Here is a 24,802-nt window from a genome sequence, read left to right on the forward strand (position 1 = left end):
CCTTTGCCTTAATACACTCCCGAACCGACAATTTCCACTTTTTCGACAAATTCAAGCTGCCGCAATTTCGCCAGCAGTTCATCGATCTCCTCGTTCATCTCGTTCGTGCTGACGGAGAGCGTCACGTTCGCCCGCCCTTGCAACGGGATTGTCTGGTGGATCGTCAGCACGTTGCAGCCGGCAGCCGCTACGACGCCAAGCAATTGGGAAAGAGTCCCAGAGCGATCTTCCAAATGAAAGAACAAGGTGACAATGTTTTCTTTCGTCACGGCTTGAAACGGAAAAATGGCGTCGCGGTATTTGTAAAAGACGCCGCGGCTGATGTTCACAAGCTGCGCCGCCTCGGCGACCGAGGCGGCTTTTTTTCGCTCGAGCAGCTGTTTGGCTTGCACGACTTTTTTCATCGCTTCCGGCAGAACGTCTTCGCGCACTAAATAAAACTTTTTCTCCACCGCACGTTCCCCCGCTTTTACCGTTCATCCCAGTCGTCGACGAACTCGAACTCGTAATCGAGCAAGCGGACGGTGTCTCCGTCTTTCGCCCCGCGCTCGCGCAGCGCGTCATCGACACCCATGGCCCGCAGTTGACGGGCGAAGCGGCGCACCGATTCTTCGCGGGAAAAATCAGTCATCTTAAACAGCTTTTCGATTTTCTCGCCTGACAAACGAAACGCCCCATCGCTGTCACGAGTGATGACAAACGGCGCCTCTTCCTTTTCATATTTATACACGACCCGCTGCACGGCCGGCTCGTTCGTTTCATGCAGCGGAAATTCCGGCGTCGCCTCCAGCAAGTCGGCGACGGCAAACAGCAGCTCGCGCACCCCTTGCCTTGTCGCCGCAGAAATCGGAAACACCGGCACCGCCGCGCCGACTTTTTCTCTGAAACGGCGCAAGTTTTCTTCAGCGTTCGGCATGTCCATTTTGTTGGCGGCGACGATTTGCGGCCGCTCGGTCAAGCGCAAGTTGTATTGCCTGAGCTCCTCATTGATGACGAGGTAGTCATCGTACGGGTCGCGCCCTTCGACCGCCGCCATGTCGATGACGTGAACGATGACGCGCGTCCGCTCAATATGGCGCAAAAACTGATGCCCTAAGCCGACCCCTTGATGAGCGCCTTCGATCAAGCCGGGCAGATCGGCCATGACAAAGCTGCGGCCGTCTTCCGTTTCGACGACGCCCAAATTCGGGGCGAGCGTCGTAAAATGATACTCGGCGATTTTCGGCCGAGCCGCCGAGACGACCGACAGCAGCGTCGATTTGCCGACGCTTGGAAACCCGACAAGCCCGACATCGGCGAGCAGCTTTAATTCCAAAATGACGTTCCGCTCCTCGCCCGGTTCGCCGTTTTCCGCGATTTCCGGCGCCGGGTTGGCGGCGGTGGCAAACCGGGTGTTGCCGCGTCCACCGCGCCCGCCTTTGGCCACGACAAACCGCTGCCCCGCTTCGGTCAAATCGGCGAGCACTTCGTTCGTATCGGCGTCGATGACGACCGTGCCGGGCGGCACTTTGACGAGCAAGTCTTCGGCATTTTTCCCGTGCTGATTTTTCGACATGCCGTTCTCACCACGCGGCGCTTTAAAATGGCGCTGGTAGCGGAAGTCCATCAGCGTGCGCAGCCCTTCATCAACGACCAATACGACATCGCCGCCTTTGCCGCCGTCCCCGCCGGCCGGCCCGCCTTTCGGGACGTATTTTTCCCGGCGGAACGCGACCATGCCGTTGCCGCCGTCCCCGCCTTTCACATAAATTTTCACCTGATCGACAAACATCGTTGTTCCTCCGCTTCGCTTCCATCATCGCAAACATTTGCGTATCCCTAATATGTATTATTGTATACAACGTCCGCTTCATGCTGTCAATAGCCGCGCCCAAGCCACTTTCGCAGCGCGATGCAGCCGCCCTTTTCAAATGTCACCAGCTGGACATCAGTTCCAGCTCCACGGTTAGTTCCCCCGGCTCGATGGCAAACGCCACAAGCCGCAGCGGCGGCGCCGGCTCGCAACGTTCCAGCCAAGCGCGAATCGCTTCGCCGTCCCGCCATGTACCGCGGTAGTCAACAAACAAAGCCGTCCGCCCGTCAGACAAGTCGACCGACACGCATACATGGTTTTCCGTTTCCGCATCAGCTTGGGCTTCAAGCAAGCGCAGAAACGCCTCGCACCATTCGCTCAACCGCTCGTCATACGGCGACAAATCGGCTTCGCCGCCCGTAATCTCATACTCGAGCGAAACGGGGCGCGGCTCCCAATTGTACGTCATGATCAGCTCCGCGAAGCGCTCGGCCTTCAAATTCGTCAGCCGCGCCTCTTGCTGCATCTCAACGACAATGCCCTCAATGATTTCTTTGACCCTCTCTACCTTATTGAGCGCCAAATGCCCTTGAATGAGCTGAATTTTATTCAGCCAGTCATGCCGGGCGTGGCGCAACACTTCAATGACAGTCCATCGCTTCTCCATCCGACGCTCCCCTATCTATCCCGCGCTCCTTAGCCGGCGCGAAGTTCCAGCACTCCCCGCAAAGGAATCGGTACTGGCTCTTTACTAAGAGTTGAACTTGACTGTTTCCAAACATCCCATACTTCCTTCTGTAAAGAAAAAACAGTAAACCGACCATTTTCATACATGGTGACACGAAAAGAAGTCTCATTTGTCAAGTACACGTTGTGGTGATAAACCTCAGTATTTTTACTATAACATTTTTTGACATCGAGCGGGAGCGCTTTTTCGCTTCAAAAAGAAAAAACCCTAACCGAACGGTTAGAGTTTTTTCGCCTTGCTTACGCTTCTTGGCTGACCGGATAGACGCTGACGCGTTTGCGGTCGCGGCCGAGCCGCTCGAAGCGGACGATGCCGTCGATTTTGGCGTACAGCGTATCATCACCGCCGCGGCCGACGTTCAAGCCCGGATGGACTTTTGTTCCGCGCTGGCGGTACAAAATCGAGCCGCCTGTGACGAATTGGCCGTCAGCGCGCTTGGCGCCAAGGCGTTTCGCGATCGAGTCGCGGCCGTTTTTCGTCGAACCGACCCCTTTTTTCGAGGCAAAAAATTGCAAATCGAGTCGCAGCATGGCAGTCACCTCCTGCTAAATGGATGTCACGCGGATGAATTTCCCGTAGTCGCGTTCGATCGTCTTTAGCGAGACGACCATCGCTTCCAACAATAACTGCACTTTTTCTGCCGCCGCTGCTTCTTCCAGCTTCGGAAGCTCACAGCGAAGATAGCCGCCGTCTTGGCCGAGGGAAACGTGCGGGCTTACGCCAACAAGCGCCTCGATGGCGTTGATCGTGCCGAACGAAACCGCCGAAGCGCCAGCGCAAACGATATCTTGGCCGCGTTCGGCAAACTCGGCGTGCCCGTCCATCGTGAACGCGCGAATGCGGCCGTCCGCTTCCCGTTCAATCGTGACGCGAATCATGTTACGCGTTAATTTTCTCGATGACGACTTTCGTGTACGGCTGACGGTGGCCTTGTTTGCGGCGATAGTTCTTTTTCGCTTTATATTTGAAGACGATGATTTTCTTTTGTCGGCCGTGCTTTTGCACTTTCGCCGTGACCGTTGCGCCTTCGACCGTCGGGTTGCCGATTTTCACCGTTTCCCCGCCGATGAACAGCACTTTGTCAAACGTCACCGTATCGCCTTCATTTGCATCCAATTTTTCGATGTAAACTTCTTGGCCTTCTTCGACTTTCAATTGTTTGCCGCCAGTTTCAATGATTGCGTACATGCCTCGCACCTCCTTCATCGACTCAGACTCGCCAGCGTCAAGGCGGTTCCGTGCCGGAACGCTTCACGACCCGCGCTGAGCGGTTGTAGTGCGGGTGCGTCTTTTTGCGACAGCCGCCCTCTTTTGCCCGTTGACGATGGGGCAAAATGTCTACAACGTTATTTATGGTAGCACAGAAACCGCTGTCCGTCAACCGTGATCTTTTTCTCCTTGGCTAGCAGGCGGCTTCGGCTATGAATAAATGAGAGCGCCAAGCGGGGCATCGGTCTGTTTTTCCGAGAAAAACGCGTGCAGCAGCTCATTCTCATCCAGCGTCGTCCGCTCACGGCCGTTGCGGACGACGACGATGGCGTGCTTTTGGCCGCGATAAAAGCGGTGCAACACGTGCGAAATGCGCTCATCGGCGGGAGCCGTGATCGTCCGCAGCCTTGCGTAGTCGCCTTTTTTTCCATAATACCGCTCCAGCAAAAAACGCATGACGACGTAAGGATGCTGCTTTTGCTCCTGCCAGATGGCATGCGCCAAAAAGGCGGCGATGGTCCACAAATCAAGCTGGCGGGGCGCAACGACGAACAGCAGAACGGCAAAAACGGCCAACAAGACAGCGGAGACGGCCACCATGTGGCGATGGGCGGCGCTGAACGGACGGAAGTAAGCCAACAGCAAAAACAACAACTTTCCGCCATCGAGCGGCCAAATCGGCAGCAAGTTCAGGCCAAGCACGGCCAGATTGTAGCGGAAAAACAACTCCCATCCTTCATCGGCTATCCAGCCGGCCTTCCATAAAAAAAACGCCGCCGCTATGAGCCACAGATGCTGGGCCGGGCCGGCGAGCGTGACGATCCACTCTTCGCGGAACGGCCGGTTCCCGTATTCTTCCACTTCCGCTACCCCGCCGAACGGCAGCAGCAAAATCCGCTTCACCCGCCACGAGAAAAACACCGCCGCGGCCGCATGGCCGAGCTCATGAACGAGAACGATGAAAAATAGAAGACAAAGCTGCTTAAAATGAGCGGTCAACACCGCCATGCCGGCGATCAGCCAGAAAAGCGGATGAACGTGCAGCTTGCCAAGCAGCTCGATATACTTATTCAAAGGAAATCACCTGGATCGGATCAATAAATTGATCGCCTTGCTTAATGGCAAAGTAAAACAGCCCTTTCTGTCCATCGGTCTTGCTTGCCCCGGCTGTGCCGACCTCCTGTCCCGTTTCCACGAAATCGTACAATTTGACAGCAATGGCGCCCAAATGCCCATACCATGTCTCACTGCCATCGGCGTGCTGAATAATGACCGTTTTTCCGGTCGATTCTTTCACGCCGGCAAAGGTCACAATCCCCTCTTTCATCGCTTCGACTTTCGCCTGCCGCTCCGTTTCGATCATCACTCCTTGGCCATTTTTCGTGAAGCTCTCCAGCACGCGGCCGGACGCCGGAACGGCGTACGAGGGCGGCGCCTTCGTCTTCGTTTCCTGTTTCGGCGCAAAAAAGGCGAGCGGCTCGCCAAACGTCTTTTCATACCACGACGAAACAGCGGCAAACTGAAACTCCTTCTCCATCGTCCGCGTGACAAACTGGCGCGCCGGCTCCAGCGCAGCGGACGGATGCTTGAACAAAATCGCCGTCACGAGCACGAGTGAGGCGGCGATGAGCGTTTTCAACAAAAACCGCTCTTTCTGAAACACCGGCCGCCCCCCGGATTCAAACGAGTAGCGATCATACGTCACGACCGGCAGCCCGTACCGCTCCTCATCGGCTATGCCCCACTCCGGCTCCTTTCGCCCCCTCGCCCCATACTGGCGTTCTTTCCGCCGCCTCTCGATCCGCTTTTTCATTTCCCGAACGCGTCGGTCCATACGTCCCCCCTCCACCTTTCTCACGGCGTTTGTACTAAATGTATGAGACAACCTGTTGGAATATGAACAAGCATTTTGGTTGAACGAAACCGAAAGCGGCCCGCTCCGCTGCGAGGCAAAAGAAAAAGGGCAAACTCCCGTTGGAATTGCCCGGTGTTTCCCCTATTTCAGGCTAAATATTTTGCGAATCTTGGAAAACAGTCCTTTTTCTTCTTCCTCCAGCGGCGGCAGCGGCACCGACTCGCCGAGAATGCGGCGGGCGATGTTGCGGTAGGCGATCGACGCTTTGCTGTTCGGGTCAAGGACGATCGGCTCGCCGCGGTTGGACGCCTTGATCACGTTTTCATCGTCGGCGATAATGCCGAGCAGTTCGATCGACAGATGCATGACGATTTCATCGACATCGAGCATATCGCCGTTTTTGACCATGTGGCTGCGAATGCGGTTGATGATAAGGCGCGGCGGTTTGACATGCTCCTCAGCTTCGAGCAGCCCGATGATGCGGTCGGCATCGCGAACCGCCGACACTTCCGGCGTCGTAACGACGATCGCCTCATCGGCGCCGGCGACAGCGTTGCGGTAGCCTTGTTCAATGCCGGCCGGGCAGTCGATCAGCACATAGTCGTACTCCTGCTTGAGCTGTTCAACGAGCTCCTTCATCTGCTCAGGGGTGACCGCTGATTTGTCGCTCGTTTGCGCCGCCGGCAGCAAATACAAGTGGTTATCGAACCGCTTGTCCTTCACTAGCGCTTTTTGCACTGTGCAGCGTCCTTCGACGACGTCGACGAGGTCATAAATGATGCGGTTCTCAAGCCCAAGCACGACATCGAGATTGCGCAGCCCGATATCGGTGTCCACCAGACACACTCGCTTGCCGAGAATGGCAAGAGCCGTCCCAAGATTCGCGGTCGTCGTCGTCTTGCCGACGCCGCCCTTTCCGGAAGTGATGACGATCGCTTCTCCCACGGTCATACTCTCCTTTCTAAGCGCGTCAAATTCGGCCGCAAATGCATGAGCAGCTGCAGGCGGTCGACAACAATTTGATTTTGTTCATTGATATAAGCGCATTCCATTTCGTTTCTTTCGTCCGTTTTATAATCGGGAGCCCGATTCATGACATCGCCGATGCCAAGCTGCATCGGCTTCATCACGGAAGCGGCGATGACCGCCTCCTTGTTTCCGCCATAGCCGGCGTGGGCGATGCCGCGCAAGGCGCCGAGAATGAAAATATTGCCCCCGGCGATGACCATTCCGCCAGGGTTCACGTCACCGATCAGCAGCAAATCCCCCTCAACGTGGAGAACTTGCCCGGAGCGGACGATGCGCGAAACGGTCACAATCTCCGCCTTCCGCAGCCATTCCTTCGCTTCCGCTTTTGACACGACATTGCTTTCGATCGACTCGACGACCAAATTTTTGGAACGGCGAATGAGCGCGCGCACCTCCTCCTCCTGCTCAGGCGTCAAATAGCGATTCCCCATGTTCAGATGAACGGAGACAAGCGGGCTGTTGGACGCGATCCCGCCGGCTTGGTTGACGAGCCGCTCCTCGATTTCTTTCAATAAATCCTCGTACGAGCAGCGGTCGTCCAGATGCAGCGTCAGCCCATCTTTCGTTCCTTTCATCGTCACGTACTGCTGCTTCTGTTTTGCCACAACGTTCACCCCAACGAATAATTCTACAAGCCGGACCGTTTTTCCTCTTTTTATTCCCCTTGCTCCAGCCGGCGAATTTTGGCCAGCCACCGTTCCAACACGGGTAAACCGATGAGCAGAAAGGCGGTGTTCAACAGCAGCGTCGGCCATAGACGGCGCTCCCAGAACACAGCAAACGGCCAGTCCGTCCGCCCGATCAGCAGCTGAATGCCGTACACATAGCTGTCAAGCAGCGCGATGGCGAGCAGCGACAGCAAAAACGACACGAGCCAGTTAGGTTGAAGCCATTTCGTTGCTTTGCCCGCCAAATACGCAAGGAGCGTATAGGCAAACGCGTAAACGCCGAGCAGCTCCGTATAAACGCAGTCATACAAAAACCCGAAGATGAACCCGTATCCCATCGCCCGCGTCCCGCCGAAATGCATCGCGGTAAGCACAAGGAAAATAAGAAAAAACCGAGGAACAAAAAAATAGTGGATGTACCAGTCCCCTTTCGGCCAGACATCAACGGCGATACTTTCACTGACAAAACAGAACACCGCAAGGAAAGGGAGCTGCCACTTGTTCATTTTGCTTCCTCCTCTTCTTGCAGTGCCGCATCGATCGTCCGCTTGACAATGATGACATCATCAATGTCATACAAATTGGCAAACGGTTTGACATAGACGATTTTCGTCAAGCCGTACTGGCCTGGTTTGATTTCCGTTACTTCGCCGATCGGCAGCCCTTTGGGAAACACGCCGCCGAGTCCGGACGTCAACACTTTTTGTTTTTTTTCCACTTTGGCGTCGATCGGAATTTCGCCAAGCAGCAGCTCGCGCCGTTTCTCGTCATAACCTTCGATCAAGCCAAACACGTTTTCCTTGCCTTGGACATAGGCGGAAATGCGGTTGTTTTGGTCAAGCGCGCTTAACAGCTGCACGGTTGAGGTAAACTGCGAGGCGTGCTGCACCTTGCCGACGAGTCCGGCCGGGGTAATGACCGCCATATCTTTTTTCACCCCGTGCTGCGCTCCTTTGTTCACGATGATCGTCTCTCGCCACCGATCCGGATTGCGTCCGATCACCGTCGCCTGAATCGGAACAAAGTCGCGCAAGCTTTCTTTTTTATCAAGCAAGGCACGCAGCCGCTCGTTTTCCTGGCGCAGCTCCTCGACTTCCGTCTCCAGCGCCGCATATTCCTCCAGTCTCGCTTTCAGCAACTCGTTTTCCTCGTATGTATGGCGAAGATCGTTGACATTTTCAAGGAAGCCCGCCACAAGCTGTGCAGGCTTCCCGAACAGAAGCTGGACAAAGCCAACCGCGTCTTTGACGAATTGTTCCGGCCATGTGAGCTGCTCACGGCTGCGCAGCGAAAAGCCGATCAACATGACGAGGATGACGATGCTGACAAGCAAAAAAACGAGGCGCTTATTTCCGAAAAACTGTGGCATAGATGAGCACCTTCTTGCCGTCAGCGATGGTCTCTCGCCTTGTTTTTAAACAAGTCGATATGGTCGAGCGCCTTGCCGGTGCCGATCGCTACGCAATCGAGCGGATTTTCGGCCACAATGACCGGCATGTCCGTTTCTTTGCTGATGACTTTGTCCAAATTGCGCAACAAAGCCCCGCCGCCCGTCAGCACGATGCCGCGGTCCATAATGTCAGCGGCCAGCTCCGGCGGTGTTTTTTCGAGCGTGTTTTTCACCGAGTCAACGATCGCATACACGGTGTCGCGCAGCGCTTCGGCGACTTCTTCGGCGCTGATCTCAATCGTTTTCGGCAACCCGGTCAATAAGTCGCGGCCGCGAATTTCCATTTTGCCAATGCCTTCCGGATTTCCAGCCGAACCGATTTCCATTTTAATCGCTTCAGCAGTCCGCTCACCGATCATCAAATTGTACGTTTTGCGAATATACTGAATGATCGCCTCATCCATTTCATCGCCGGCGATGCGGATCGACTGGCTCGTCACGATGCCGCCGAGCGAAATGACCGCCACTTCGGTCGTGCCGCCGCCGATATCGACCACCATGCTCCCGGTTGGCTCCCACACCGGCAAGTTGGCGCCGATGGCCGCGGCGAACGGCTCTTCAATCGTATACGCATCGCGCGCTCCCGCTTGGCGGGTCGCATCGATGACCGCCCGCTCTTCCACCGCGGTGATGCCGTACGGCACACATACCATGACATAAGGCTTGCTTGCGAACAGTCCTTTCGTTTTGATCGCTTTGCGAATATAGTATTTCATCATCGTCGCCGTCGTCTCATAATCGGCGATGACGCCGTCTTTCATCGGGCGAAGGGCCACGATGTTGCCCGGTGTGCGCCCGATCATGTTTTTCGCCTCATTGCCGACGGCGACGATTTGCTTCGTGTCGCGCTGAATGGCGACAACCGACGGCTCGCGCAGAACAATGCCTTTTCCTTTAACATAAACAAGCGTATTCGCTGTTCCTAAATCAATCCCAAGGTCTTTCGTTCCAATTCCAAACATATCGTCGATCTTCCTTTCCGAAACGAAATGCATCCTTTTATTGAAAAAATAGGTCGGATGTCAGTCATTTATAACTTGTACAACACCGCCCGAACCGATTCGGGAAAAACTCATAGTTGATATTATACCTGATTCGACAAAAAATGAGAACCGCTAGACATACCCTTTTTCTTTTAAACTGATGAATTTTTGATCGCCGATGATGAGATGATCGAGGAGCTCGATGCCGATGATGCGGCCGCACTCCGCGAGCCGTTTCGTGACATCGATGTCTTCGCGGCTTGGCGTCGGATCGCCGGAAGGGTGGTTGTGCACGCAAATGACCGAGGCGGCGGAACGCTTGATCGCCTCTTTAAACACTTCGCGCGGATGGACGATGGAGGCGTTTAAACTGCCGATGAACACCGTTTTGCGGTAGATGACTTGGTTTTTCGTGTTGAGGTAAATAGCAACAAAATGTTCCTGCGATAAAAAACGCATGTCTTCCATCACATACTTCGCTCCATCTTCCGGGCAGCGGATGACATAACGTTCAGCGTATCCTGGCTGATGGATGCGGCGCCCGAGCTCCAACGCCGCCAAAATTTGCGCCGCTTTCGTCGGGCCAATTCCTTTGATGTTGGTCATTTCTTCAGCTGTCGCGTCTTTGAGCAAGCGCAACCCTTCGAAATGGCGCAGGAGGCGCTGGGCGAGCTGCACGACCGATTCGTCCTTCGTTCCTGTGCGCAGCAAAATCGCTAACAGTTCATGATCGGATAAGCTTTCCGGTCCGAAAGACAGCAGCCGTTCACGCGGGCGACTGGCTTTCGGCACATCGCGGATCATCCATGCCATCGTATCTCCCCTTTTTAATGATAGTCAAGCTCCCCGGCGAGCGGGGAGAAACTTTTCGTGGCGCGCGTTGTCCGCCATCGGCCCACGAAGGCGCCCTTTTCATGACACGTTTTGTCCGTCATGGATCCACGAAGGCGCCCTTTTCGTGACGCGTTTTGTCCGTCATGGATCCACGAAGGCGGCCACTCCTTTGCTGTGACGCGCGTTATCCACCACTGGCCGCCGAGCAGCCGACCGCAGCGCGGCTGGCCGTTTACACCTCGGAAGGCGGCCAGCCGAGCCGGCGCAGTTCCCGGACCGTGCGCGACAACGGCAAGCCCACGACGGTCAAATAATCGCCTTCGATTCGTTTGACAAACAGGGCGGCGCGGCCTTGGATGCCATACGCCCCCGCCTTGTCCATCGGCTCTCCGGTCGCAATGTAGGCGGCGATGTCCTCGTCCTCCAGCTCCCAAAATGTCACTGCCGTTTTTTCGGCAAACGAGACTATGTCCCCGCCCGGGGTGGCGATGGCGACGCCGGTCCATACGTCATGCGTCCGCCCGGACAATTGGCGCAGCATATGAAACGCTTCTTCGGCCGTGCGCGGCTTTCCTAAAAAACGGCCGTCACACACAACGAGCGTATCAGCGCCGAGCACATACGCCCTAGGCGCGGTCTTCCGCACCGCTTCCGCTTTTCGGCGAGCAAGAAGTTGAACGGCTTCGTCAGGGGTCGTTCCGGGAGGGATCGTCTCATCGGCATGGCTTTCTTGGACGTCAAACGGCCAGCCGGCCAGCTCGAGGAGTTGCCTGCGGCGCGGGGAGCGGGAGGCAAGTACGAACCGAGGGGGCATGGGGCACTCTCCTTTCTTCGTTTCGGTTCGGAAGATTCACTTGTATCGTAGCAAATTTTGCAGGGAAAGGCAATGTTCTCTCTCGGAGGCCGGTGATTTCGTGCAAAATACTACTGCTTCTCCACCTATTTCTCAATTAGAGAAACCTCTTAGAAACAGCCTTCTTTTCTGAATGAAAATGCGATGATTGATGTGTGACAGCGGTTTTTCACCAGCCTTCTCGTTGTCAGGTGATAAAGACGGGGCATGGAGAGGAGAAATTCGATAGTTGCATCGGACGGTATTTTTTCGGTACAGCCATAGAAAAAAACGGGGCCTCTAGCTCCCTAGCGGCACCCATTCGATATAAGCGGCAAGCGCCTCGAGCAACTGTTGCTGAGCCTTGACCAACAGCGCTTCATCGCGTTGCTCTTTGTACGCGGCAAGAGCGACATACGCCTGTTTCAGCGCTTCGATATAGTCCGTGGCTGTTTTGCCGTCATCCATTTTGCTTTTTTCGAACGCATCATACGCGGTTTGCAACGCCTGCCAATCATCCTTGCTGACATTCCGGCCGCTAAGCAAAGCGGCGGAGACGGACGCCATCTGTTTGTACAGAGCCTCCCCCTTTTGGACAACCTCTAAACGGCGCGCGTTTGCATCCGCAGAAAACACCAGCTCTTTGACGTACGTGCTCGACACCGCTTCGCGATAGTTGTTGTTGATCGCCCGCAACGTTTCCTTATCGGCGCCGACGGCGATATAAACAGCGGCCGGTTTTTGCCCGACCACAACAGCCGGGGCGCCCGCCGCTCGGATCGGTTCCGCCGCCCGTTTGGCGGCCGCGACGTTTGAATAAACGCCCGCTTGCATGACCGCGATGGAAAACGGCGCACTGTCTCCTCCTGCGGCGCCTGTTGCTCGTTCGGGTGCCGTCAGCTCCACCATCGCCCTAGCGGCGGGTGACGGCTCTGGTTTGTCTTTCGGAATCATGCGCAGCACCATCATGCCGAAAGCGATCCCAACGAAAGCGGCAAGCGCCGCCGCGATGAGCAATGGCTTGAGAAATGACGGCGTCCGCCGTCTCGGACGAGTCGCCTTTTTGGATGGAAGCCGCTCAGAAACGGGGCGAACCGCTTCATCGGCTTCAAGGGCGGCCGCCTCCAGCCTGTCGGCAGGGAAAGCAGAACCGATCACCGGACCATCCCATCGATCGTTTTCTTCCTTAGCTTGTCCACCGGCAGTCGATCCGTGAACGCGGCGTCGAGCTTCGAGCGATTCTGTCATTGGCCTCTGTTCCGACTGGCGACGCTGCGGCTGTGGGGGGGATTCTTCTGCCTGACGCTCGACGGTAAACGGCTGCGGCTGTCCGTTAATGCTCACCGTAATACTTTGGCGCTGCTTGTCCATCATTTCACCGTCCCTCTTCGCACGTCGATTTCTTTCGCCTATCTTACCATAAGCGAAAAAAAAAAGAACAAGACATTTGTCGTCTTGTCCCCGTTTCTGCTCTTCATTTTCCGACATCATCGGCCGCGAATCGCTTCCGTTGCCAACGCTTCGACAGGAATCGGCTGCTCGCGGCCCTCATACGTGCAAAGCTGCTTCGTCTCGCCTTTCAAGCAAACGGCGTAATCGATGCCGCCGTCGTCGCGCTTTATCACCAGCACGTATGACGGGTTCGCCTCCGGCGCCAGCATGCGGCCGGTGAACGGATCTTTGATCGGTTCCAGCAAATCGTGTTCCACCAGTTCCCGGTAAGATAGCACAGCAGAGGAGCGCGCCGGCAAAAACTCGACCTTTTCCGCCCCGACATACAGCCGCGCCGCCTCGTACAAACTGTACGCATCAGACACAAACGCCCGTTCGCGCGCCTTTTCGATCACCGTCAGCACAGCAACGGCAACGATCGTCGCCACAATGCCGACAATGACGAGCACGGCCAACAATTCGATCAGCGTCATCCCCCGCTTCATCCGAATGAGCATCGGCATTCCCTCCATGGACGATCGGCCGAACTATGGGCGCGTCGCTGGGGCGACTTCGGCCAGCGGATTGTCCTTGCCGCTTGGCGGCGGAACATCATAAATCGGAGCGAGCTTTTTCCATTTCTCAAGCTTTGGCGCATAAAACGCGCGAATCGTCACCGAATACGTCAACGGCTCGATCTGATCGCTCGTAGACGTCAGCTCCGGCGGACCGGTCAGCGTCAGCCCTTCCACCGCCAAAATGCGGTCGGCATTCTCAAGCACTTCTAAAAACCGTTCGAGCTGGTAATAGGAAGGCGATTGCACCGTCAGCTGGGCGGTGATGGACTGGATGCCGCTCGGTGGGGAAACCGATTGCTTTCCCTCGTTTCCTTCGCTCGTTCCGCTACCGTTTGGCTGCGAAGCGGCTGTGTCTTCAGCCGAAAATTGCACGCTCACCAGCCGGCTGTCCGCGAGATATTCGGCTTTTTGAAACAAAAGCAGCAGCTGGTCAGTCAACGGATGGACAGGAACCTTTTTTTGCAGCGCGGCGATCCGTTCCGCCGTTTGCCCCGGCGAAGGAGCCACTGCTTTTTGGAGGGCGGCGAGCACCTGTTTTTCACTTTTCACTGTCATTTCTAATTGTTCCAGCTCGGCGTGCCGCGGCATGATGAGCCACACATACCCTGTTGCTGACAGCAGCGCCACCGCCAAAACGAGTCCGGCGGCAAGAAGCGGCCATCGGTTCAAGCGGCTGATCATCGTTTCCCCTCCTTGCCGGCTTGGCGAAGCTGCAGTTCATACTGGGCTATATATCTCGGGACGACTTGTTGTTCTCGCTGCTCCTCTTGTTCGCCGCTGACGGTGACGCTGGCGAGCTTGGCGCTTTGCACGAGCGGAAGCGCCTGCAGGCGGTTCAAGTAATACGCCGCCTCTTCCGGGGTGTCAAACTGCACCGTCATCGTCATGCTCGTCTGCCCCGCATACGCCACGTTCATGACAAATCCCCGCTCTGGGAGCTGCTTCGTGAGCGCCCGCAGCAACGGCACCGATTTCAACGGATAGCGCTCCGCCCACTTCACCGCCTTCGCCAGCTCTTGACGCTCTTGCGCTTCGCTTTCCTGTTGGCGCTTCGCCTCAAGGACCGCCTGCTCCGCCTTGATCCGCTTCAGTTCCGCCTCCAGCGCCGCCTGCCGCTGATCGGCCCGCTCGATGAACCAATAGAAGAGCGCGGCGACAGCGAAAACAAGCAGTAAACCGATGAGCAAAACGAGGCGAACCGGCTGTTTCGTTTCTCTTTGGGGCAATAAATTGATTTCAGCGATCATCGTGGATCCTTCCTTCTTTCAGCGCCAATCCCCAGGCAAGATGAAAACGGTCCGGCAGCGGGTCGAGCGAAGGGCGAAGCCGCTCCACCGGGACGTCGACCTGCTCCACCAAAGCGGCGAACACATCGTCAAGCCGCGGATGGTCGCCGGCGAGAAACAGACGGGTGATCGACTGTTCGCCTTGCTGAATGGAAAACGAATAAAAGTTCATCATCCGTTCCATTTCCTTATACACATCAATGAACGGGTCGACAAGCCCAGGCGCTGACTCCCCTTGGGACGCTTCGAGCGGCAAGTGACGCATAAACAGCGGCAAATGGCGGTGAAAGACGCTGAAATTGACAGACGATTCATCGAACTGGACAAGCAAAATATGGTCAGAGGCGGCCGCTTGTCCAACGTGATAAAACGGGCGATAGGCGCAAAGCGGTGACACATCGGCCGCGACCGGACGCAAATCGACATCTTCCAAGACGGCCGCGTATTCCATCACCGCTTCTTCCGGAGCGGCAAACAATAACACGTTCAGCGCTTCTTCGGTCCGATCCATGATCAAGTAATCAAACACCGGATCGGCAAACGGAAGCGGAATCGATTCCCCGAGCTCCATAAACAAATAGCTGCGGATCTCCTCTTCGGGCAATCGGGGCGGAAGCGGAAGGGTGCGAATCAAAACGAACGGATCGGGAACGACAAAGCGAATGCGCCGCCCGTCCAATTTCCATTCCTCTACGCACTCATCCAAAATCATCGCCAACGCTTCACCATCGACAATTTTCCCATCGCGGATGATGCCGGGAGGGAGCGCCCGCTCTCCCCATCGCTTCGCTTCAGGAGACGGACCGGGTTTCGCTTCCACATACCGGATCACGTGATCTTTCAGCACGATGTTCGCCTGTTTCGCAGTTCTCCGCCATAACGCCATCGTTCGTCCGCTTCCTTTCTTACCGTCCTTTACATGATCAGCCTCACGTACGCGCGCACGATCGACTCGCCAAAGAAAAACGCCGTCAAGGCGCCGAGGGCGATCGCCGGCGCAAACGGCATCGGCACGCCGCGCCGCACTCGGCCGAACGCCATGCCGACAAGCCCCATCCCCGTGCCGTAGCACGTCGCCAAGAAAAAGGCAAGCACCACCATTTTCCACCCGAGCACCAACCCTAGCACCGCAAACAGTTTCACATCTCCGCCCCCCATTCCGCCGTTAGACAGCACGGCGATCAGCCACAAAAGGAAAAAGCCGACCGCCGCGCCAAGAAGCATATCGACCCACGGCAAAAACGGGATCAACAGCCGCTCCCCGGCAAACAAAGCGGCAAACACCAAAAGCACGCGGTCGGGAATGAGCATGTAGCGAAGATCCGAAACGACAATGATAGCCAGCAAGCTGATCAACGTCCACGCCACGATCAACCGCCCGCCCCAGCCGACCCACAGCGGGGCGGCCGTAAACAGCGCGGCCGTCGCTGCTTCCATCAGCGGGTAAAGCGGAGAGATGCGCCCCCCGCACCCGTTGCAGCGCCCGCGCTGCACAACGTACGACACAACCGGAATGAGCTCCTTCGCCGACAGCGTCCGCCCGCACGCCGGGCAATGCGACCGCGGCCGGACGATCGACTCCCCCACCGGCACCCGCAGCCCGACGACGTTGAAGAACGAGGCGAGGAGGAGGGAGTAAAGAAAAACAAAACTATAGGCGATGGCTGCCATTCCATGCATCCTATTCTAAATTGACGTCACTTCGATTGAGCTCACTCACGTCTTTATCATCGATGTATTTGAATGAGCCATTTGCGTCTACAAGCGTCACCTTATACGTAACCCCATTACTGTCCTTGACAATTTTCACAACGCTTTTCTCAGCATCATATTTATTAGTGGACACTTTTCCCGGCGATTTCGGAATGTTTTCTAAATACCCGCCGTCATACAACTCCTTCAATGTATATGACGTTTTTGTGTTTTTGTCGGCCGCAATGGCGAGCCGCGCCGCGCTGGCAACTTGCTTCGCATTGGCGATATGAGCGTCTTTTTTCGAGTTGTCCATAATAGCGCCAATGGCTGGGATGGCGATCGCCGCGATGATCCCTAAAATGACGATGACGGCGAGCAGTTCGATGAGCGTCAACCCGCGCTCATTTTTGAGAAGACGTTTGAACATGCCTTTCCTCTCCCTTTCTCTTGTGTGATTTAGAACGATTTCCCTATTATTCTACAATATCACTGCAAAAATAGGAAGACATTCTTAGATGAATTATTGTTGAATGTGATTAAAGATATCGTACATTGGAACGATGATCGACGTGACGATCGTCCCGACGACGCCGGCGAGCAGGACGATCATCAGCGGTTCGATGAGCGATTTCAGGCGGTCGGTGCCGGCGTCGACTTCCGCTTCGTAAAAATCAGCGACTTTGCCAAGCATGGCATCGAGTGAACCGGTTTGTTCGCCGATGGCGATCATTTGCGCGACAAGCGGCGGAAACGCCCAATGGCGGCGGAGCGGCTCGGCGAGCGATCGGCCGCGCTCAAGAGCGGCGCGCGCCTCATCAAGCACGGCGGCGATCACTTCGTTTTCGACGACGCGTCCAGAGATGGCAAGCGCCTCTAAAATCGGCACCGAGCTGGAGACAAGCGAGCTGAGCGTGCGCGTCATGCGGGCGAGCGCCGCTTTTTGCATGAGCTTCCCAAAAATCGGAAGGCGCATGGCCGCATAATCCAAGTAATATTTCGTCCGCTTTTGCCGGCGCAAAGCGGCGAACGCCGCGCCAACGCCGATCCCTCCCAGTGCCACCAACCACCAATAGCGCTGCATAAAAGCGCTCGCTTTCAGCACAAACTTCGTGATCGCCGGCAGTTCGGCATGGAAATCAGCAAACATGTCAACAAACGTTGGCACGACCGAGACAAGCAAAAAAATGACAACCGCCGTGGCGATGATGGCGACGGCCACCGGATAGGCGAGGGCGGAAACGATTTTTTGCCTCGTCCGATGCACTTTTTCAAAATGGTCGGCCAACCGGTCGAGCGTTTCGTCAAGCGTCCCGCTCGCTTCGCCCGCCCGCGCCATATTGACAAACAGCGGCGGAAAAATGCGGGGATGCTTCGCCGCCGCCGCGGACAGCGGATTTCCTTCCCGGAGATGCTGCTCCATGTCGAGCAGCGCGCGCGCCAGCGCCTTGCTTTCCGTTTGCTCCGATAAAATGCGAATCGAATCGACGATCGTCACCCCGGCGCGCACCAAGGTGGCGAATTGGCGCAAAAACACGACGAAATGCTGCAGTTTGACCGGGCGGCCGATGGAAATTTCCTTGTTCCATACCGTTGGCGGCACCTCGGCGATGATCGTCGGGCGAACCCCTTTCTCCCGCAATTTGAGCGCGGCTTCGCGCCGGGAAGCGGCCGCGATCACTCCCGACTTTTTCCTTCCTTGCTGGTCCCGCCCTTCGTACTTAAATTGCGCCATCTTTCTCACGCTCCCCCGCCAAGTACGCTTCAGCTGCCGCCGCATCAACCCGCCCGGCCGCAACCAATTCCTTGACGCTCATTTCCATCGTCTGCATGCCTACGCTGCGGCTCGTCTGCATAATGTTAATAATTTGGTGTTCCTTCTCGTTGCGGATGAGATTGGCGACCGCCGCATTGTTCAGTAAAATTTCAAGCGCCGCCGCCCGTCCGGTTCGGCTTCGGTTCGGAAACAGGCGCTGAGCCATAACGGCGACAAGCACCGAGGCGAGCTGCAAGCGGATTTGCGCCTGCTGAGCCGATGGAAAGACGTCAATCATCCGCTCGATCGCCGCCGAGGCGCTGGCCGTATGGAGCGTGCCCAACACCAAATGCCCCGTTTCCGCAGCCGTAATGGCGGTTTGAATCGTCTCCAAGTCGCGCATCTCCCCGACTAAAATGACGTCCGGGTCTTGGCGAAGCGCGGCGCGCAGCCCGGAAGCAAAGCTGCCGGTGTCAAATCCGACCTCGCGCTGATCAATGATCGATTTCCCGTGTTTATGTAAATATTCGATCGGATCTTCCAGCGTAATAATATGCTTCGACATCGTTTTGTTTATATAATCGATCATAGCGGCCAACGTCGTCGACTTGCCGCTGCCGGTCGGTCCGGTGACGAGCACAAGCCCGTGCGGCTTTTCCGCGATGCGCTTCAGCACGCTTGGCATGCCAAGCTCCTCCAACGTCGGGATGCGCATCGGGATGAGGCGGACGGCCAAGGAAACACAGGACCGCTGTTTAAACACGTTCAAGCGGAACCGGGACACGCCGGCGATCCCATAGGAAAAATCAAGCTCCCCGGTTTGTTGGAACTGCAGCCAAAGCGCTTCAGGGATGACGGCGCGCGCCATTCCTTCCGTTTCCTCAGGGCGCAACCGCTCTTGGCCGTAGAGCCTCAGCTCGCCGTTCAGGCGAAAAATCGGCGGCGCTCCGACGGTCAAATGCACGTCGGACGCCCGGTACTCAAACGCCGCGCGCAACAACGCATCCAATTTTTCTTTCATTGCTCTCACCCATCAATGCAAAATCGCCACTTTGAGCACTTCCTCAAGCGTCGTCAATCCTTGCTTCACTTTCAGCAGCCCGTCATCGAGCAGAAAAATCATTTTGTTTTGGATGGCGAGCTCCCGCAGTCTCGAAAACGGTTCATTGTTTAAAATGACGCGGCGCATTTCGTCGGTAATGACCAACAGCTCATGGATGGCGAGCCGGCCGCGGTAGCCGGTCATGTTACACGTCGGGCAGCCGCGGCCGCGGACCAGCTGCTGAACGTCGATGCCGCGGCGGGCGAAAATGTCCCGCTCCCGCTTCGTCGGCTCATACACTTCTTGGCAATCGCGGCAGACGCGGCGCACTAAGCGCTGAGCTATGACCCCAGCGAGCGAGGTCGCGACTAAAAACGGCTCAATGCCCATATCGATCAACCGGGTGATCGTGCTTAACGCATCGTTCGTATGAAGGGTGCTTAACACCAAATGACCGGTGAGCGAGGCGCGAATCGCCACTTCGGCGGTTTCGCGGTCGCGAATCTCGCCGACCATGATGATGTTCGGGTCTTGGCGCAAAATTGAACGAAGCCCTTGGGCGAACGTCAAACCGACGTTCGGATTGACTTGAATTTGATTGATACCTTCAATTTGATACTCGACCGGATCTTCAATCGTAATAATGTTGACCTGCTCGCTGTTTAAATAATTGAGCGCCGCATACAGCGTCGACGATTTTCCCGAGCCGGTCGGGCCCGTAATCAAAATGATGCCGTTGGGCCGCTCGATGAGGCGGATGAAACGGTCCAAATTGACAGCGTTGAACCCGAGCTTATCGATATCGTTCAGCGCCGCGCCCAAGTCAAGAACGCGCATGACGATTTTTTCCCCGTACACGGTCGGCAGCGTCGATACCCGCAGATCAACAGGATGGAAATCGATGTTCATTTTGATCCGCCCGTCTTGAGGGACGCGGTGTTCGGTAATATCCATGTGGGCCAAAATTTTAATCCTCGCCGTCAGCATGCTTTGCATATGCTTCGGCAGCGCCCGCTCGGTGCGAAGAAGGCCGTCGATCCGATAGCGGATGAGCACTTTTGTCTCCTGCGGGTCAATGTGAATATCGCTTGCCCGCTGCTCGACGGCAAGCTGCAAAATTTGGTTCACTAAACGAACGATCGGAGAATCGTCTTCAGCCACCTTCCCATCATCGCGCCCCTCGGTCGGCGGAGCCGGAAGCAGGTCATCAAACGACTCGTCCATGTCATAGTATTTGTTGATCGCACGCAAAATGTCGTCCTTCGATGCGATCGCGGTTTCAATTTGAAAGCCGGTCGACAAGCGCAGATCATCTATGGCAAAAAAATCGAGCGGATCGGCCATCGCCACCAATAAGCGATCGTCTTCCACTTTGAGGGGCATGATGAGATGGCGGCGGGCCAGCTCTTTCGGCACTAGGTTGGTGGCTTTCGGATCAATCGGATAGCGGTACAAGCTGACGTGGGGAATGCCAAGCTGGAACTCGAGCGCCTCGATGAGCTGTTGTTCGGTGATATAGCCGCGCTGCAGCAGCGCATCGCCGAGCTTTTGTTTTGGCGCTTTTTCCCGCAGCGCTTCCGCCAGCTGTTCTTCCGTAATTAACCCCGCTTCCACCAACAAGTCGCCGAGACGTTTTCGCTCGCGTTTTTTGTTCATCGGCTTCCCCCGCTTTCCCCGCTTTGTTTCGTATCGGTTGAACGACCTTCATCCACTTGGTCACCGCCGTCCGTCCGTTGCCCGCTTTCTGACGGCGGCTGCTCTTGGTCGCTTTCTTCATCCTTGTTTTGATTTTCAGAACCATCTTCCGCTGGCGTCTGCTCTTCCTCTTCCGGCGCGGAGACGGATGATTCCGGAACTTTCAGCCCCCGAACTTCAATCGTGTAGGCCGGCGGATAAAAGTCTTCGCTCACCGTTTCCCGGCGGACAAGTTTGGCGCCGTCACGCACCTCCCGCTCCACTTTTACTAGCAACCCTGAGCGCCCGGTCTGTTTGACCACGGACTGCTCCGGAGCCAGCCGCGAATCATACTGGATGATTTTGCGCGGTGCGATCGATTCCGGTTGGCTCGTGCGCACGATATATTGGTAGGCGAACGGCCAGCCATGAATGAGCGCTTTCACCTGACGGCCGTCATAACGAAGAATGAGCGTATAATCCACCGTATTTGGATTCAACCATTGCAAATCGCGCTGGCGGTCAACCTTGGCTTCAAATCCCGGGGCGATGCCGTCCGGAAGCGTGCTCCCTGCATATCTTTCCATCAGCACAAAATTGGTGGAAAGGACGGCGCGATACACGGCCGATGCCAACGCCTCGACGGCGCGGTCGGACAATCCGCCGCCCGCTTGTTCGATCATGGTGCGCAGCGACACGAGCTGATTGGCGCGGACGACAAGCCGGCGCTCCGGCGCAAGAAAGCGGGAAAGGCTTTCATCATAGATCGGAACGGCCGCTTCGCTCACCACCGTTTTCCCTTTTCCAGAAGCCGGGAGATAGCGGGTCAAATCAAGCGGCTGGCTGGGCGCTGACAGCTGGGAAGCCGCCGCTTCCAAATCTTTCTCCAGCGTCTGAACATCTAAGGTGTCTCGCACCGCCGGCGGCAGAAGGCGGCCGACGACCTCGAGGCAAGCGCTCATATCAGCCAGCGCAAGCAGCGGGACAGAGCGCCCGTTGACAATGTTTTGAATGCTTTCCGACAAGCGAAAAGTGAAGAGATCGGCCGACAGTTCCGCCTGTTTTTCTTGATAGCGGAGCGGAATCGAAACCGTCGCCCGCCAGTCGCTCACGCGATCGGCCACCGCCCGCCGGGCTTCCGCCGGCGTCATCCCGGCGAGCGAAATCGGACCGACCGACGTCCCCGGGCGATAGCGGTCTTGGCCGGGGCCGAACGATTCATAAGCCAAAACGCCTAAACGGACAAACGAAAGAAAATAGACTGTGCAGACCGCCATCACGAGAAACAATTTCCCTATGGAAGCGGCTCTCACCCCGAGCTCCCCCTTTTTCATTCGGCTTCAATGTTCATCGAGACGTCGACAATGACGCTAGGGCCGGCTTCCTGCGCTTTGCGCACGTCCTCTTCGCGAAGCACGGTGCCCGCTTGGAATAAAAGTTCGCCGTTCATGTCATAAATGTCTTTGGTCAGCCGTTTTCCCGAAAGAAACGCCACTTGTTTTTCGCGGAGCGATTCCAACGCTTCCACGTTTTCGGCCGTCTCTGTCATGGCCTGCATTTGTTCGGAAATGTCGCTCTCCTCCGTCCCGCTTTCGCCGTCATCCGGCCCGATGAGCTGCGCCGCATCAGAAAGGAGCGCTGTCTGCGCATCGTCAGCGACGATCAGCATCTCTTTTCCATACGTAAGCACTTGGGCGGACGGCAGCACCGCTTCGCCGCTTTCCAGACGAACGGACACGCCGATAATCTCTCCGGTTTCCTCGTTTAGGAAAAACTCTTGCACCTCGCCAAGAAGTTGCCCCTTGCGCGTAATCGCTTTTGTCTGTTTGATGCGGATTTGTTTGTTGACCAACTGATTGGCGATCGGAATTTCCGATAAATCGATCACATCATGGCCGCTGGCCACCGTGACGGCAAACTCTCCGATCCCGACGATTTTTTTGAACGGGATCGCTTTTAAGCTCACTTGCACGTCTTCGTGCTCGACCGTCAAAAAGTCGACAGAACCTTTATCCGGATTGATGACAAAGTTTTTCACGGTGCCGATTTGTGTCCCATCAGCGATGCTGATGATCGGCAAACCGATGATTTGCGCACTCGCTTTCATTTTCTTCACCTCAACGATCTTCCTAATGTTGCAGCCATTTCCCGCCAGAGCCTTAGTTCTGCGGCAATGGCCGGGTAAGGCGAAAAGCGCCGCTCGAGTTGATCGAGCCAAGCAGCTAGCGGCTCAGCCCGGCGCTCGAGCACATAATGTTCCAACAGCAAGCGGGCGAATACGTAATAGTCGCGATCAGTGAGGGGAGCCTGCAGGCATTGGTGCAGACACCGCTCATACGCCTCGCTCGTCAACTGGGAGCGGCTCAGCCTCAACTCAGCCGCCGCCAGTTGCGCTTTTTCGGAAACCATTCGCGGCAGGGCCGTCAAAGCCGGTCGTTCTTCTTCAGCGGAACGATCGTCGCCGGCCATCGTCGCTGGCGGAGACGGCTCAGCGGCTGAATGCTCGCTGACAGCGGCCGCTTCAGCAGCGAGCGGCACCGCAGCGCTTCCGCCAGCGAGCTTACCCGCTCCTCCAGCGGCGCAGTCCGCGTCTTGCTCCCCGATCTCTAGAAGGTCATCCGTAGCGCCATCGTCGTCGCCAGCCACTCCTGCTTTCCGATGCTCTTCGCCGTCATGGCGAACATCACCTAGCAACGCCATCGAATCAGATCGAGCTTCTTCGAAATCCGGGCCGACCTCGTCTCCCCAGCCGTCGATATCCACTTTCAAAAGAAGAGCTTCGTGAGGATCATTTTCCTGCTTCCGAAGCACCGCGGCCTCAAGCTCCGGCGTCACCGCGCCCGGCCATTCGTCAAGCCAATCGGCAACGCGACGCAGCGGTTCGACGGACTCAACGCCCGAAGCCGCGAACTCGGACAGCGGCGCGGCTTCTTCGGCCGCCTCCATCCACCGATCCGCTCGCGAAGACGCCGCCGTCTCCTCGGCAGGCCGCAGCGGTTCGACGGACTCAACGCCCGAAGCCGCGAACTCGGACAGCGGCACGGCCTCTTCGGCCGCCTCTATCCACCGATCCGCTCGCGAAAACGCCGCCGTCTCCTCGGCAGGCCGCAACGGTTCAACGGACTCAACGCCTGAAGCCGCGAACTCGGACAGCGGCACGGCCTCTTCAGCCGCCTCTATCCACCCATCTGCTCGTGAAGACGCCGCCGTCTCCTCGGCAAGCCGCAGCGGTTTGACGGCGGCTTCGCCCTCTTCCCGGCGCAATATCATCGCTTGTTCCAACGGCTCATCAGCAGGAGAAGCCGGCGCCGCTTCCCCGCTCGATGGCTCAACGGCCTTAAGCGGCTCAAGGAACGGTTCCCCTTCCTCCGCCGCTTCCCCAAACGAATCGATGGGAGAAGACGGAGCTTCCTCCGTTTTCCTCTCCTCTAGTTTGGGAAGCAATCCGTCCGGTTCGGCGGAAAGCCGCGGTTGGTGCAAGTGGGCCGCCGCCAGCGGAGCGGCCGAGAAAACGGAACCGGCGGGCGAACCACCGTGCCCGTTCGCCTCTTTGTCCTTTTCGCCTTGAAAGCTTGTTTCTCGAAAGTCATTGCGCCGGTAGAGAATCGCTCCCAAACGGCGGTCAAGCAAAAGCGAAGCCGCGGCCAACAGCACGAGAACCAACGCGGCCGTCTGCCAAAGCGGAATGACGGAACTCGCCATATCGGCCATAAGGGCGGCGACCAGCGCGACAGCGACCGCCATCAGTCCGCCCAAACGACTAAACCCAAGCGGAAGCAGCCAAATCAACAACAATGCCACGACAAAAGCACCAGCATACATCAGCGCCTCTTTCATCGCGCCCCCCCATTTCTATGACAAAAGGCCTCTTTTTAGGCAAAAATCTGCAACATTCGACTCTTACTTATTGTATAATAAAGTTACATATTTTGAAAGAAGGTTT

The 24,802-nt window shown here is 56.5% G+C and carries 28 protein-coding genes and 1 other annotated feature; all 28 genes read right to left on the reverse strand.

What is annotated here, in order from left to right; all coding sequences use genetic code 11:
- Positions 1–8: 8 nt before the first annotated feature.
- The 28 genes from ACTVIM_RS12570 to ACTVIM_RS12705 all read right to left on the reverse strand — a co-directional run bounded on the left by ACTVIM_RS12570 (position 9) and on the right by ACTVIM_RS12705 (position 24,696).
- The gene (locus ACTVIM_RS12570; protein ID WP_033020242.1) at positions 9–452 is read right to left on the reverse strand and encodes an ACT domain-containing protein; all 444 of its coding nucleotides are present in this window, start codon (positions 450–452) and stop codon (positions 9–11) included.
- A gap of 17 nt (positions 453–469) precedes the next feature.
- Positions 470–1,771, reverse strand: a complete 1,302-nt coding sequence (obgE, locus tag ACTVIM_RS12575; RefSeq protein ID WP_033020244.1) for a GTPase ObgE — start codon at positions 1,769–1,771, stop codon at positions 470–472.
- A 142-nt stretch (positions 1,772–1,913) separates the two neighbouring features.
- Complete coding sequence (locus tag ACTVIM_RS12580) at positions 1,914–2,459, reverse strand: sporulation initiation phosphotransferase B (protein ID WP_033020246.1); 546 nt, start codon at positions 2,457–2,459, stop codon at positions 1,914–1,916.
- 320 nt (positions 2,460–2,779) lie between these two features.
- Positions 2,780–3,070, reverse strand: a complete 291-nt coding sequence (rpmA, locus tag ACTVIM_RS12585) for a 50S ribosomal protein L27 (protein ID WP_008881065.1) — start codon at positions 3,068–3,070, stop codon at positions 2,780–2,782.
- Positions 3,071–3,085: 15 nt separating this feature from the next.
- A complete protein-coding gene (locus ACTVIM_RS12590) occupies positions 3,086–3,418 on the reverse strand; it encodes a ribosomal-processing cysteine protease Prp (protein ID WP_033020248.1) in 333 nt (110 codons plus the stop codon).
- Position 3,419: 1 nt separating this feature from the next.
- Positions 3,420–3,728: a 50S ribosomal protein L21 gene (gene rplU, locus ACTVIM_RS12595; RefSeq protein WP_033020249.1), complete on the reverse strand. Its 309-nt coding sequence runs from the start codon at positions 3,726–3,728 to the stop codon at positions 3,420–3,422.
- Positions 3,729–3,742: 14 nt separating this feature from the next.
- Positions 3,743–3,823, reverse strand: a sequence feature (ribosomal protein L21 leader region).
- A gap of 136 nt (positions 3,824–3,959) precedes the next feature.
- Positions 3,960–4,823, reverse strand: a complete 864-nt coding sequence (locus ACTVIM_RS12600) for a M50 family metallopeptidase (RefSeq protein WP_445612786.1) — start codon at positions 4,821–4,823, stop codon at positions 3,960–3,962.
- Positions 4,816–5,583: a peptidoglycan DD-metalloendopeptidase family protein gene (locus ACTVIM_RS12605; RefSeq protein ID WP_445612787.1), complete on the reverse strand. Its 768-nt coding sequence runs from the start codon at positions 5,581–5,583 to the stop codon at positions 4,816–4,818. Before ACTVIM_RS12605 ends, ACTVIM_RS12600 begins: the two co-directional genes overlap by 8 nt.
- A gap of 162 nt (positions 5,584–5,745) precedes the next feature.
- Positions 5,746–6,549: a septum site-determining protein MinD gene (minD, locus tag ACTVIM_RS12610; protein WP_033020252.1), complete on the reverse strand. Its 804-nt coding sequence runs from the start codon at positions 6,547–6,549 to the stop codon at positions 5,746–5,748.
- Positions 6,550–6,551: 2 nt separating this feature from the next.
- Positions 6,552–7,208, reverse strand: a complete 657-nt coding sequence (gene minC, locus ACTVIM_RS12615) for a septum site-determining protein MinC (RefSeq protein ID WP_269320056.1) — start codon at positions 7,206–7,208, stop codon at positions 6,552–6,554.
- Between the two features lie 80 nt (positions 7,209–7,288).
- The gene (mreD, locus tag ACTVIM_RS12620) at positions 7,289–7,807 is read right to left on the reverse strand and encodes a rod shape-determining protein MreD (protein ID WP_033020254.1); all 519 of its coding nucleotides are present in this window, start codon (positions 7,805–7,807) and stop codon (positions 7,289–7,291) included.
- Positions 7,804–8,670, reverse strand: coding sequence for a rod shape-determining protein MreC (mreC, locus tag ACTVIM_RS12625; RefSeq protein WP_445612788.1), 867 nt, complete (start codon positions 8,668–8,670; stop codon positions 7,804–7,806). Before mreC ends, mreD begins: the two co-directional genes overlap by 4 nt.
- Positions 8,671–8,690: 20 nt before the next feature.
- The gene (locus ACTVIM_RS12630; RefSeq protein WP_033020258.1) at positions 8,691–9,713 is read right to left on the reverse strand and encodes a rod shape-determining protein; all 1,023 of its coding nucleotides are present in this window, start codon (positions 9,711–9,713) and stop codon (positions 8,691–8,693) included.
- Positions 9,714–9,866: 153 nt separating this feature from the next.
- A complete protein-coding gene (gene radC, locus ACTVIM_RS12635; RefSeq protein ID WP_033020260.1) occupies positions 9,867–10,547 on the reverse strand; it encodes a RadC family protein in 681 nt (226 codons plus the stop codon).
- A gap of 253 nt (positions 10,548–10,800) precedes the next feature.
- A complete protein-coding gene (locus tag ACTVIM_RS12640) occupies positions 10,801–11,382 on the reverse strand; it encodes a Maf family protein (RefSeq protein ID WP_445612789.1) in 582 nt (193 codons plus the stop codon).
- A gap of 318 nt (positions 11,383–11,700) precedes the next feature.
- On the reverse strand, positions 11,701–12,774 hold the full coding sequence (locus ACTVIM_RS12645; protein WP_445612790.1) for a stage II sporulation protein D: 1,074 nt from the start codon (positions 12,772–12,774) through the stop codon (positions 11,701–11,703).
- A gap of 113 nt (positions 12,775–12,887) precedes the next feature.
- The gene (locus tag ACTVIM_RS12650; RefSeq protein ID WP_033844222.1) at positions 12,888–13,349 is read right to left on the reverse strand and encodes a type II secretion system protein; all 462 of its coding nucleotides are present in this window, start codon (positions 13,347–13,349) and stop codon (positions 12,888–12,890) included.
- A 30-nt stretch (positions 13,350–13,379) separates the two neighbouring features.
- On the reverse strand, positions 13,380–14,090 hold the full coding sequence (locus tag ACTVIM_RS12655) for a pilus assembly protein PilO (protein ID WP_033844223.1): 711 nt from the start codon (positions 14,088–14,090) through the stop codon (positions 13,380–13,382).
- Positions 14,087–14,656 (reverse strand): PilN domain-containing protein, encoded by a 570-nt coding sequence (locus ACTVIM_RS12660; RefSeq protein WP_033844224.1) that lies wholly within the window; start codon positions 14,654–14,656, stop codon positions 14,087–14,089. The genes ACTVIM_RS12655 and ACTVIM_RS12660 overlap by 4 nt, the downstream gene beginning before the upstream one ends.
- The gene (gene pilM, locus ACTVIM_RS12665; protein ID WP_445612791.1) at positions 14,646–15,581 is read right to left on the reverse strand and encodes a type IV pilus biogenesis protein PilM; all 936 of its coding nucleotides are present in this window, start codon (positions 15,579–15,581) and stop codon (positions 14,646–14,648) included. Before pilM ends, ACTVIM_RS12660 begins: the two co-directional genes overlap by 11 nt.
- Positions 15,582–15,610: 29 nt before the next feature.
- Positions 15,611–16,366, reverse strand: coding sequence for a prepilin peptidase (locus ACTVIM_RS12670; RefSeq protein ID WP_445612792.1), 756 nt, complete (start codon positions 16,364–16,366; stop codon positions 15,611–15,613).
- A 10-nt stretch (positions 16,367–16,376) separates the two neighbouring features.
- Positions 16,377–16,817, reverse strand: a complete 441-nt coding sequence (locus tag ACTVIM_RS12675; protein WP_445612793.1) for a prepilin-type N-terminal cleavage/methylation domain-containing protein — start codon at positions 16,815–16,817, stop codon at positions 16,377–16,379.
- 93 nt (positions 16,818–16,910) lie between these two features.
- Positions 16,911–18,122, reverse strand: coding sequence for a type II secretion system F family protein (locus tag ACTVIM_RS12680; RefSeq protein ID WP_445612794.1), 1,212 nt, complete (start codon positions 18,120–18,122; stop codon positions 16,911–16,913).
- A complete protein-coding gene (locus ACTVIM_RS12685) occupies positions 18,109–19,164 on the reverse strand; it encodes a type IV pilus twitching motility protein PilT (RefSeq protein WP_445612795.1) in 1,056 nt (351 codons plus the stop codon). Before ACTVIM_RS12685 ends, ACTVIM_RS12680 begins: the two co-directional genes overlap by 14 nt.
- Before the next feature lie 12 nt (positions 19,165–19,176).
- Positions 19,177–20,841 carry a GspE/PulE family protein gene (locus ACTVIM_RS12690; RefSeq protein ID WP_445612796.1) on the reverse strand — a complete coding sequence of 555 codons (1,665 nt, stop codon included), beginning with the start codon at positions 20,839–20,841 and terminating at the stop codon, positions 19,177–19,179.
- Positions 20,838–22,172 carry a G5 domain-containing protein gene (locus tag ACTVIM_RS12695; protein WP_445612797.1) on the reverse strand — a complete coding sequence of 445 codons (1,335 nt, stop codon included), beginning with the start codon at positions 22,170–22,172 and terminating at the stop codon, positions 20,838–20,840. The genes ACTVIM_RS12690 and ACTVIM_RS12695 overlap by 4 nt, the downstream gene beginning before the upstream one ends.
- A gap of 17 nt (positions 22,173–22,189) precedes the next feature.
- Complete coding sequence (locus ACTVIM_RS12700; protein ID WP_445614362.1) at positions 22,190–22,966, reverse strand: PRC-barrel domain-containing protein; 777 nt, start codon at positions 22,964–22,966, stop codon at positions 22,190–22,192.
- Positions 22,967–22,971: 5 nt separating this feature from the next.
- Positions 22,972–24,696 carry a hypothetical protein gene (locus tag ACTVIM_RS12705; RefSeq protein WP_445612798.1) on the reverse strand — a complete coding sequence of 575 codons (1,725 nt, stop codon included), beginning with the start codon at positions 24,694–24,696 and terminating at the stop codon, positions 22,972–22,974.
- Between the last annotated feature and the right edge of the window lie 106 nt (positions 24,697–24,802).

Source organism: Geobacillus sp. YF-1, from assembly GCF_052692335.1.

Excerpts from the sequence above, each read along its gene's own strand:
- ACTVIM_RS12580 (WP_033020246.1), bottom strand. The coding sequence starts at position 2,459 with ATGGAGAAGCGATGGACTGTCATTGAAGTGTTGCGCCACGCCCGGCAT.
- mreC (WP_445612788.1), bottom strand. The coding sequence starts at position 8,670 with ATGCCACAGTTTTTCGGAAATAAGCGCCTCGTTTTTTTGCTTGTCAGC.
- ACTVIM_RS12640 (WP_445612789.1), bottom strand. The coding sequence starts at position 11,382 with ATGCCCCCTCGGTTCGTACTTGCCTCCCGCTCCCCGCGCCGCAGGCAA.
- ACTVIM_RS12660 (WP_033844224.1), bottom strand. The coding sequence starts at position 14,656 with ATGATCGCTGAAATCAATTTATTGCCCCAAAGAGAAACGAAACAGCCG.
- ACTVIM_RS12650 (WP_033844222.1), bottom strand. The coding sequence starts at position 13,349 with ATGCTCATTCGGATGAAGCGGGGGATGACGCTGATCGAATTGTTGGCC.
- radC (WP_033020260.1), bottom strand. The coding sequence starts at position 10,547 with ATGGCATGGATGATCCGCGATGTGCCGAAAGCCAGTCGCCCGCGTGAA.
- ACTVIM_RS12630 (WP_033020258.1), bottom strand. The coding sequence starts at position 9,713 with ATGTTTGGAATTGGAACGAAAGACCTTGGGATTGATTTAGGAACAGCG.
- ACTVIM_RS12700 (WP_445614362.1), bottom strand. The coding sequence starts at position 22,966 with ATGAAAGCGAGTGCGCAAATCATCGGTTTGCCGATCATCAGCATCGCT.
- ACTVIM_RS12605 (WP_445612787.1), bottom strand. The coding sequence starts at position 5,583 with ATGGACCGACGCGTTCGGGAAATGAAAAAGCGGATCGAGAGGCGGCGG.
- mreD (WP_033020254.1), bottom strand. The coding sequence starts at position 7,807 with ATGAACAAGTGGCAGCTCCCTTTCCTTGCGGTGTTCTGTTTTGTCAGT.
- ACTVIM_RS12590 (WP_033020248.1), bottom strand. The coding sequence starts at position 3,418 with ATGATTCGCGTCACGATTGAACGGGAAGCGGACGGCCGCATTCGCGCG.
- ACTVIM_RS12685 (WP_445612795.1), bottom strand. The coding sequence starts at position 19,164 with ATGAAAGAAAAATTGGATGCGTTGTTGCGCGCGGCGTTTGAGTACCGG.
- ACTVIM_RS12675 (WP_445612793.1), bottom strand. The coding sequence starts at position 16,817 with ATGTTCAAACGTCTTCTCAAAAATGAGCGCGGGTTGACGCTCATCGAA.
- ACTVIM_RS12680 (WP_445612794.1), bottom strand. The coding sequence starts at position 18,122 with ATGGCGCAATTTAAGTACGAAGGGCGGGACCAGCAAGGAAGGAAAAAG.
- minC (WP_269320056.1), bottom strand. The coding sequence starts at position 7,208 with ATGAAAGGAACGAAAGATGGGCTGACGCTGCATCTGGACGACCGCTGC.
- ACTVIM_RS12655 (WP_033844223.1), bottom strand. The coding sequence starts at position 14,090 with ATGATCAGCCGCTTGAACCGATGGCCGCTTCTTGCCGCCGGACTCGTT.
- ACTVIM_RS12690 (WP_445612796.1), bottom strand. The coding sequence starts at position 20,841 with ATGAACAAAAAACGCGAGCGAAAACGTCTCGGCGACTTGTTGGTGGAA.
- ACTVIM_RS12645 (WP_445612790.1), bottom strand. The coding sequence starts at position 12,774 with ATGATGGACAAGCAGCGCCAAAGTATTACGGTGAGCATTAACGGACAG.
- obgE (WP_033020244.1), bottom strand. The coding sequence starts at position 1,771 with ATGTTTGTCGATCAGGTGAAAATTTATGTGAAAGGCGGGGACGGCGGC.
- ACTVIM_RS12670 (WP_445612792.1), bottom strand. The coding sequence starts at position 16,366 with ATGGCAGCCATCGCCTATAGTTTTGTTTTTCTTTACTCCCTCCTCCTC.
- rpmA (WP_008881065.1), bottom strand. The coding sequence starts at position 3,070 with ATGCTGCGACTCGATTTGCAATTTTTTGCCTCGAAAAAAGGGGTCGGT.
- rplU (WP_033020249.1), bottom strand. The coding sequence starts at position 3,728 with ATGTACGCAATCATTGAAACTGGCGGCAAACAATTGAAAGTCGAAGAA.
- pilM (WP_445612791.1), bottom strand. The coding sequence starts at position 15,581 with ATGGCGTTATGGCGGAGAACTGCGAAACAGGCGAACATCGTGCTGAAA.
- ACTVIM_RS12705 (WP_445612798.1), bottom strand. The coding sequence starts at position 24,696 with ATGAAAGAGGCGCTGATGTATGCTGGTGCTTTTGTCGTGGCATTGTTG.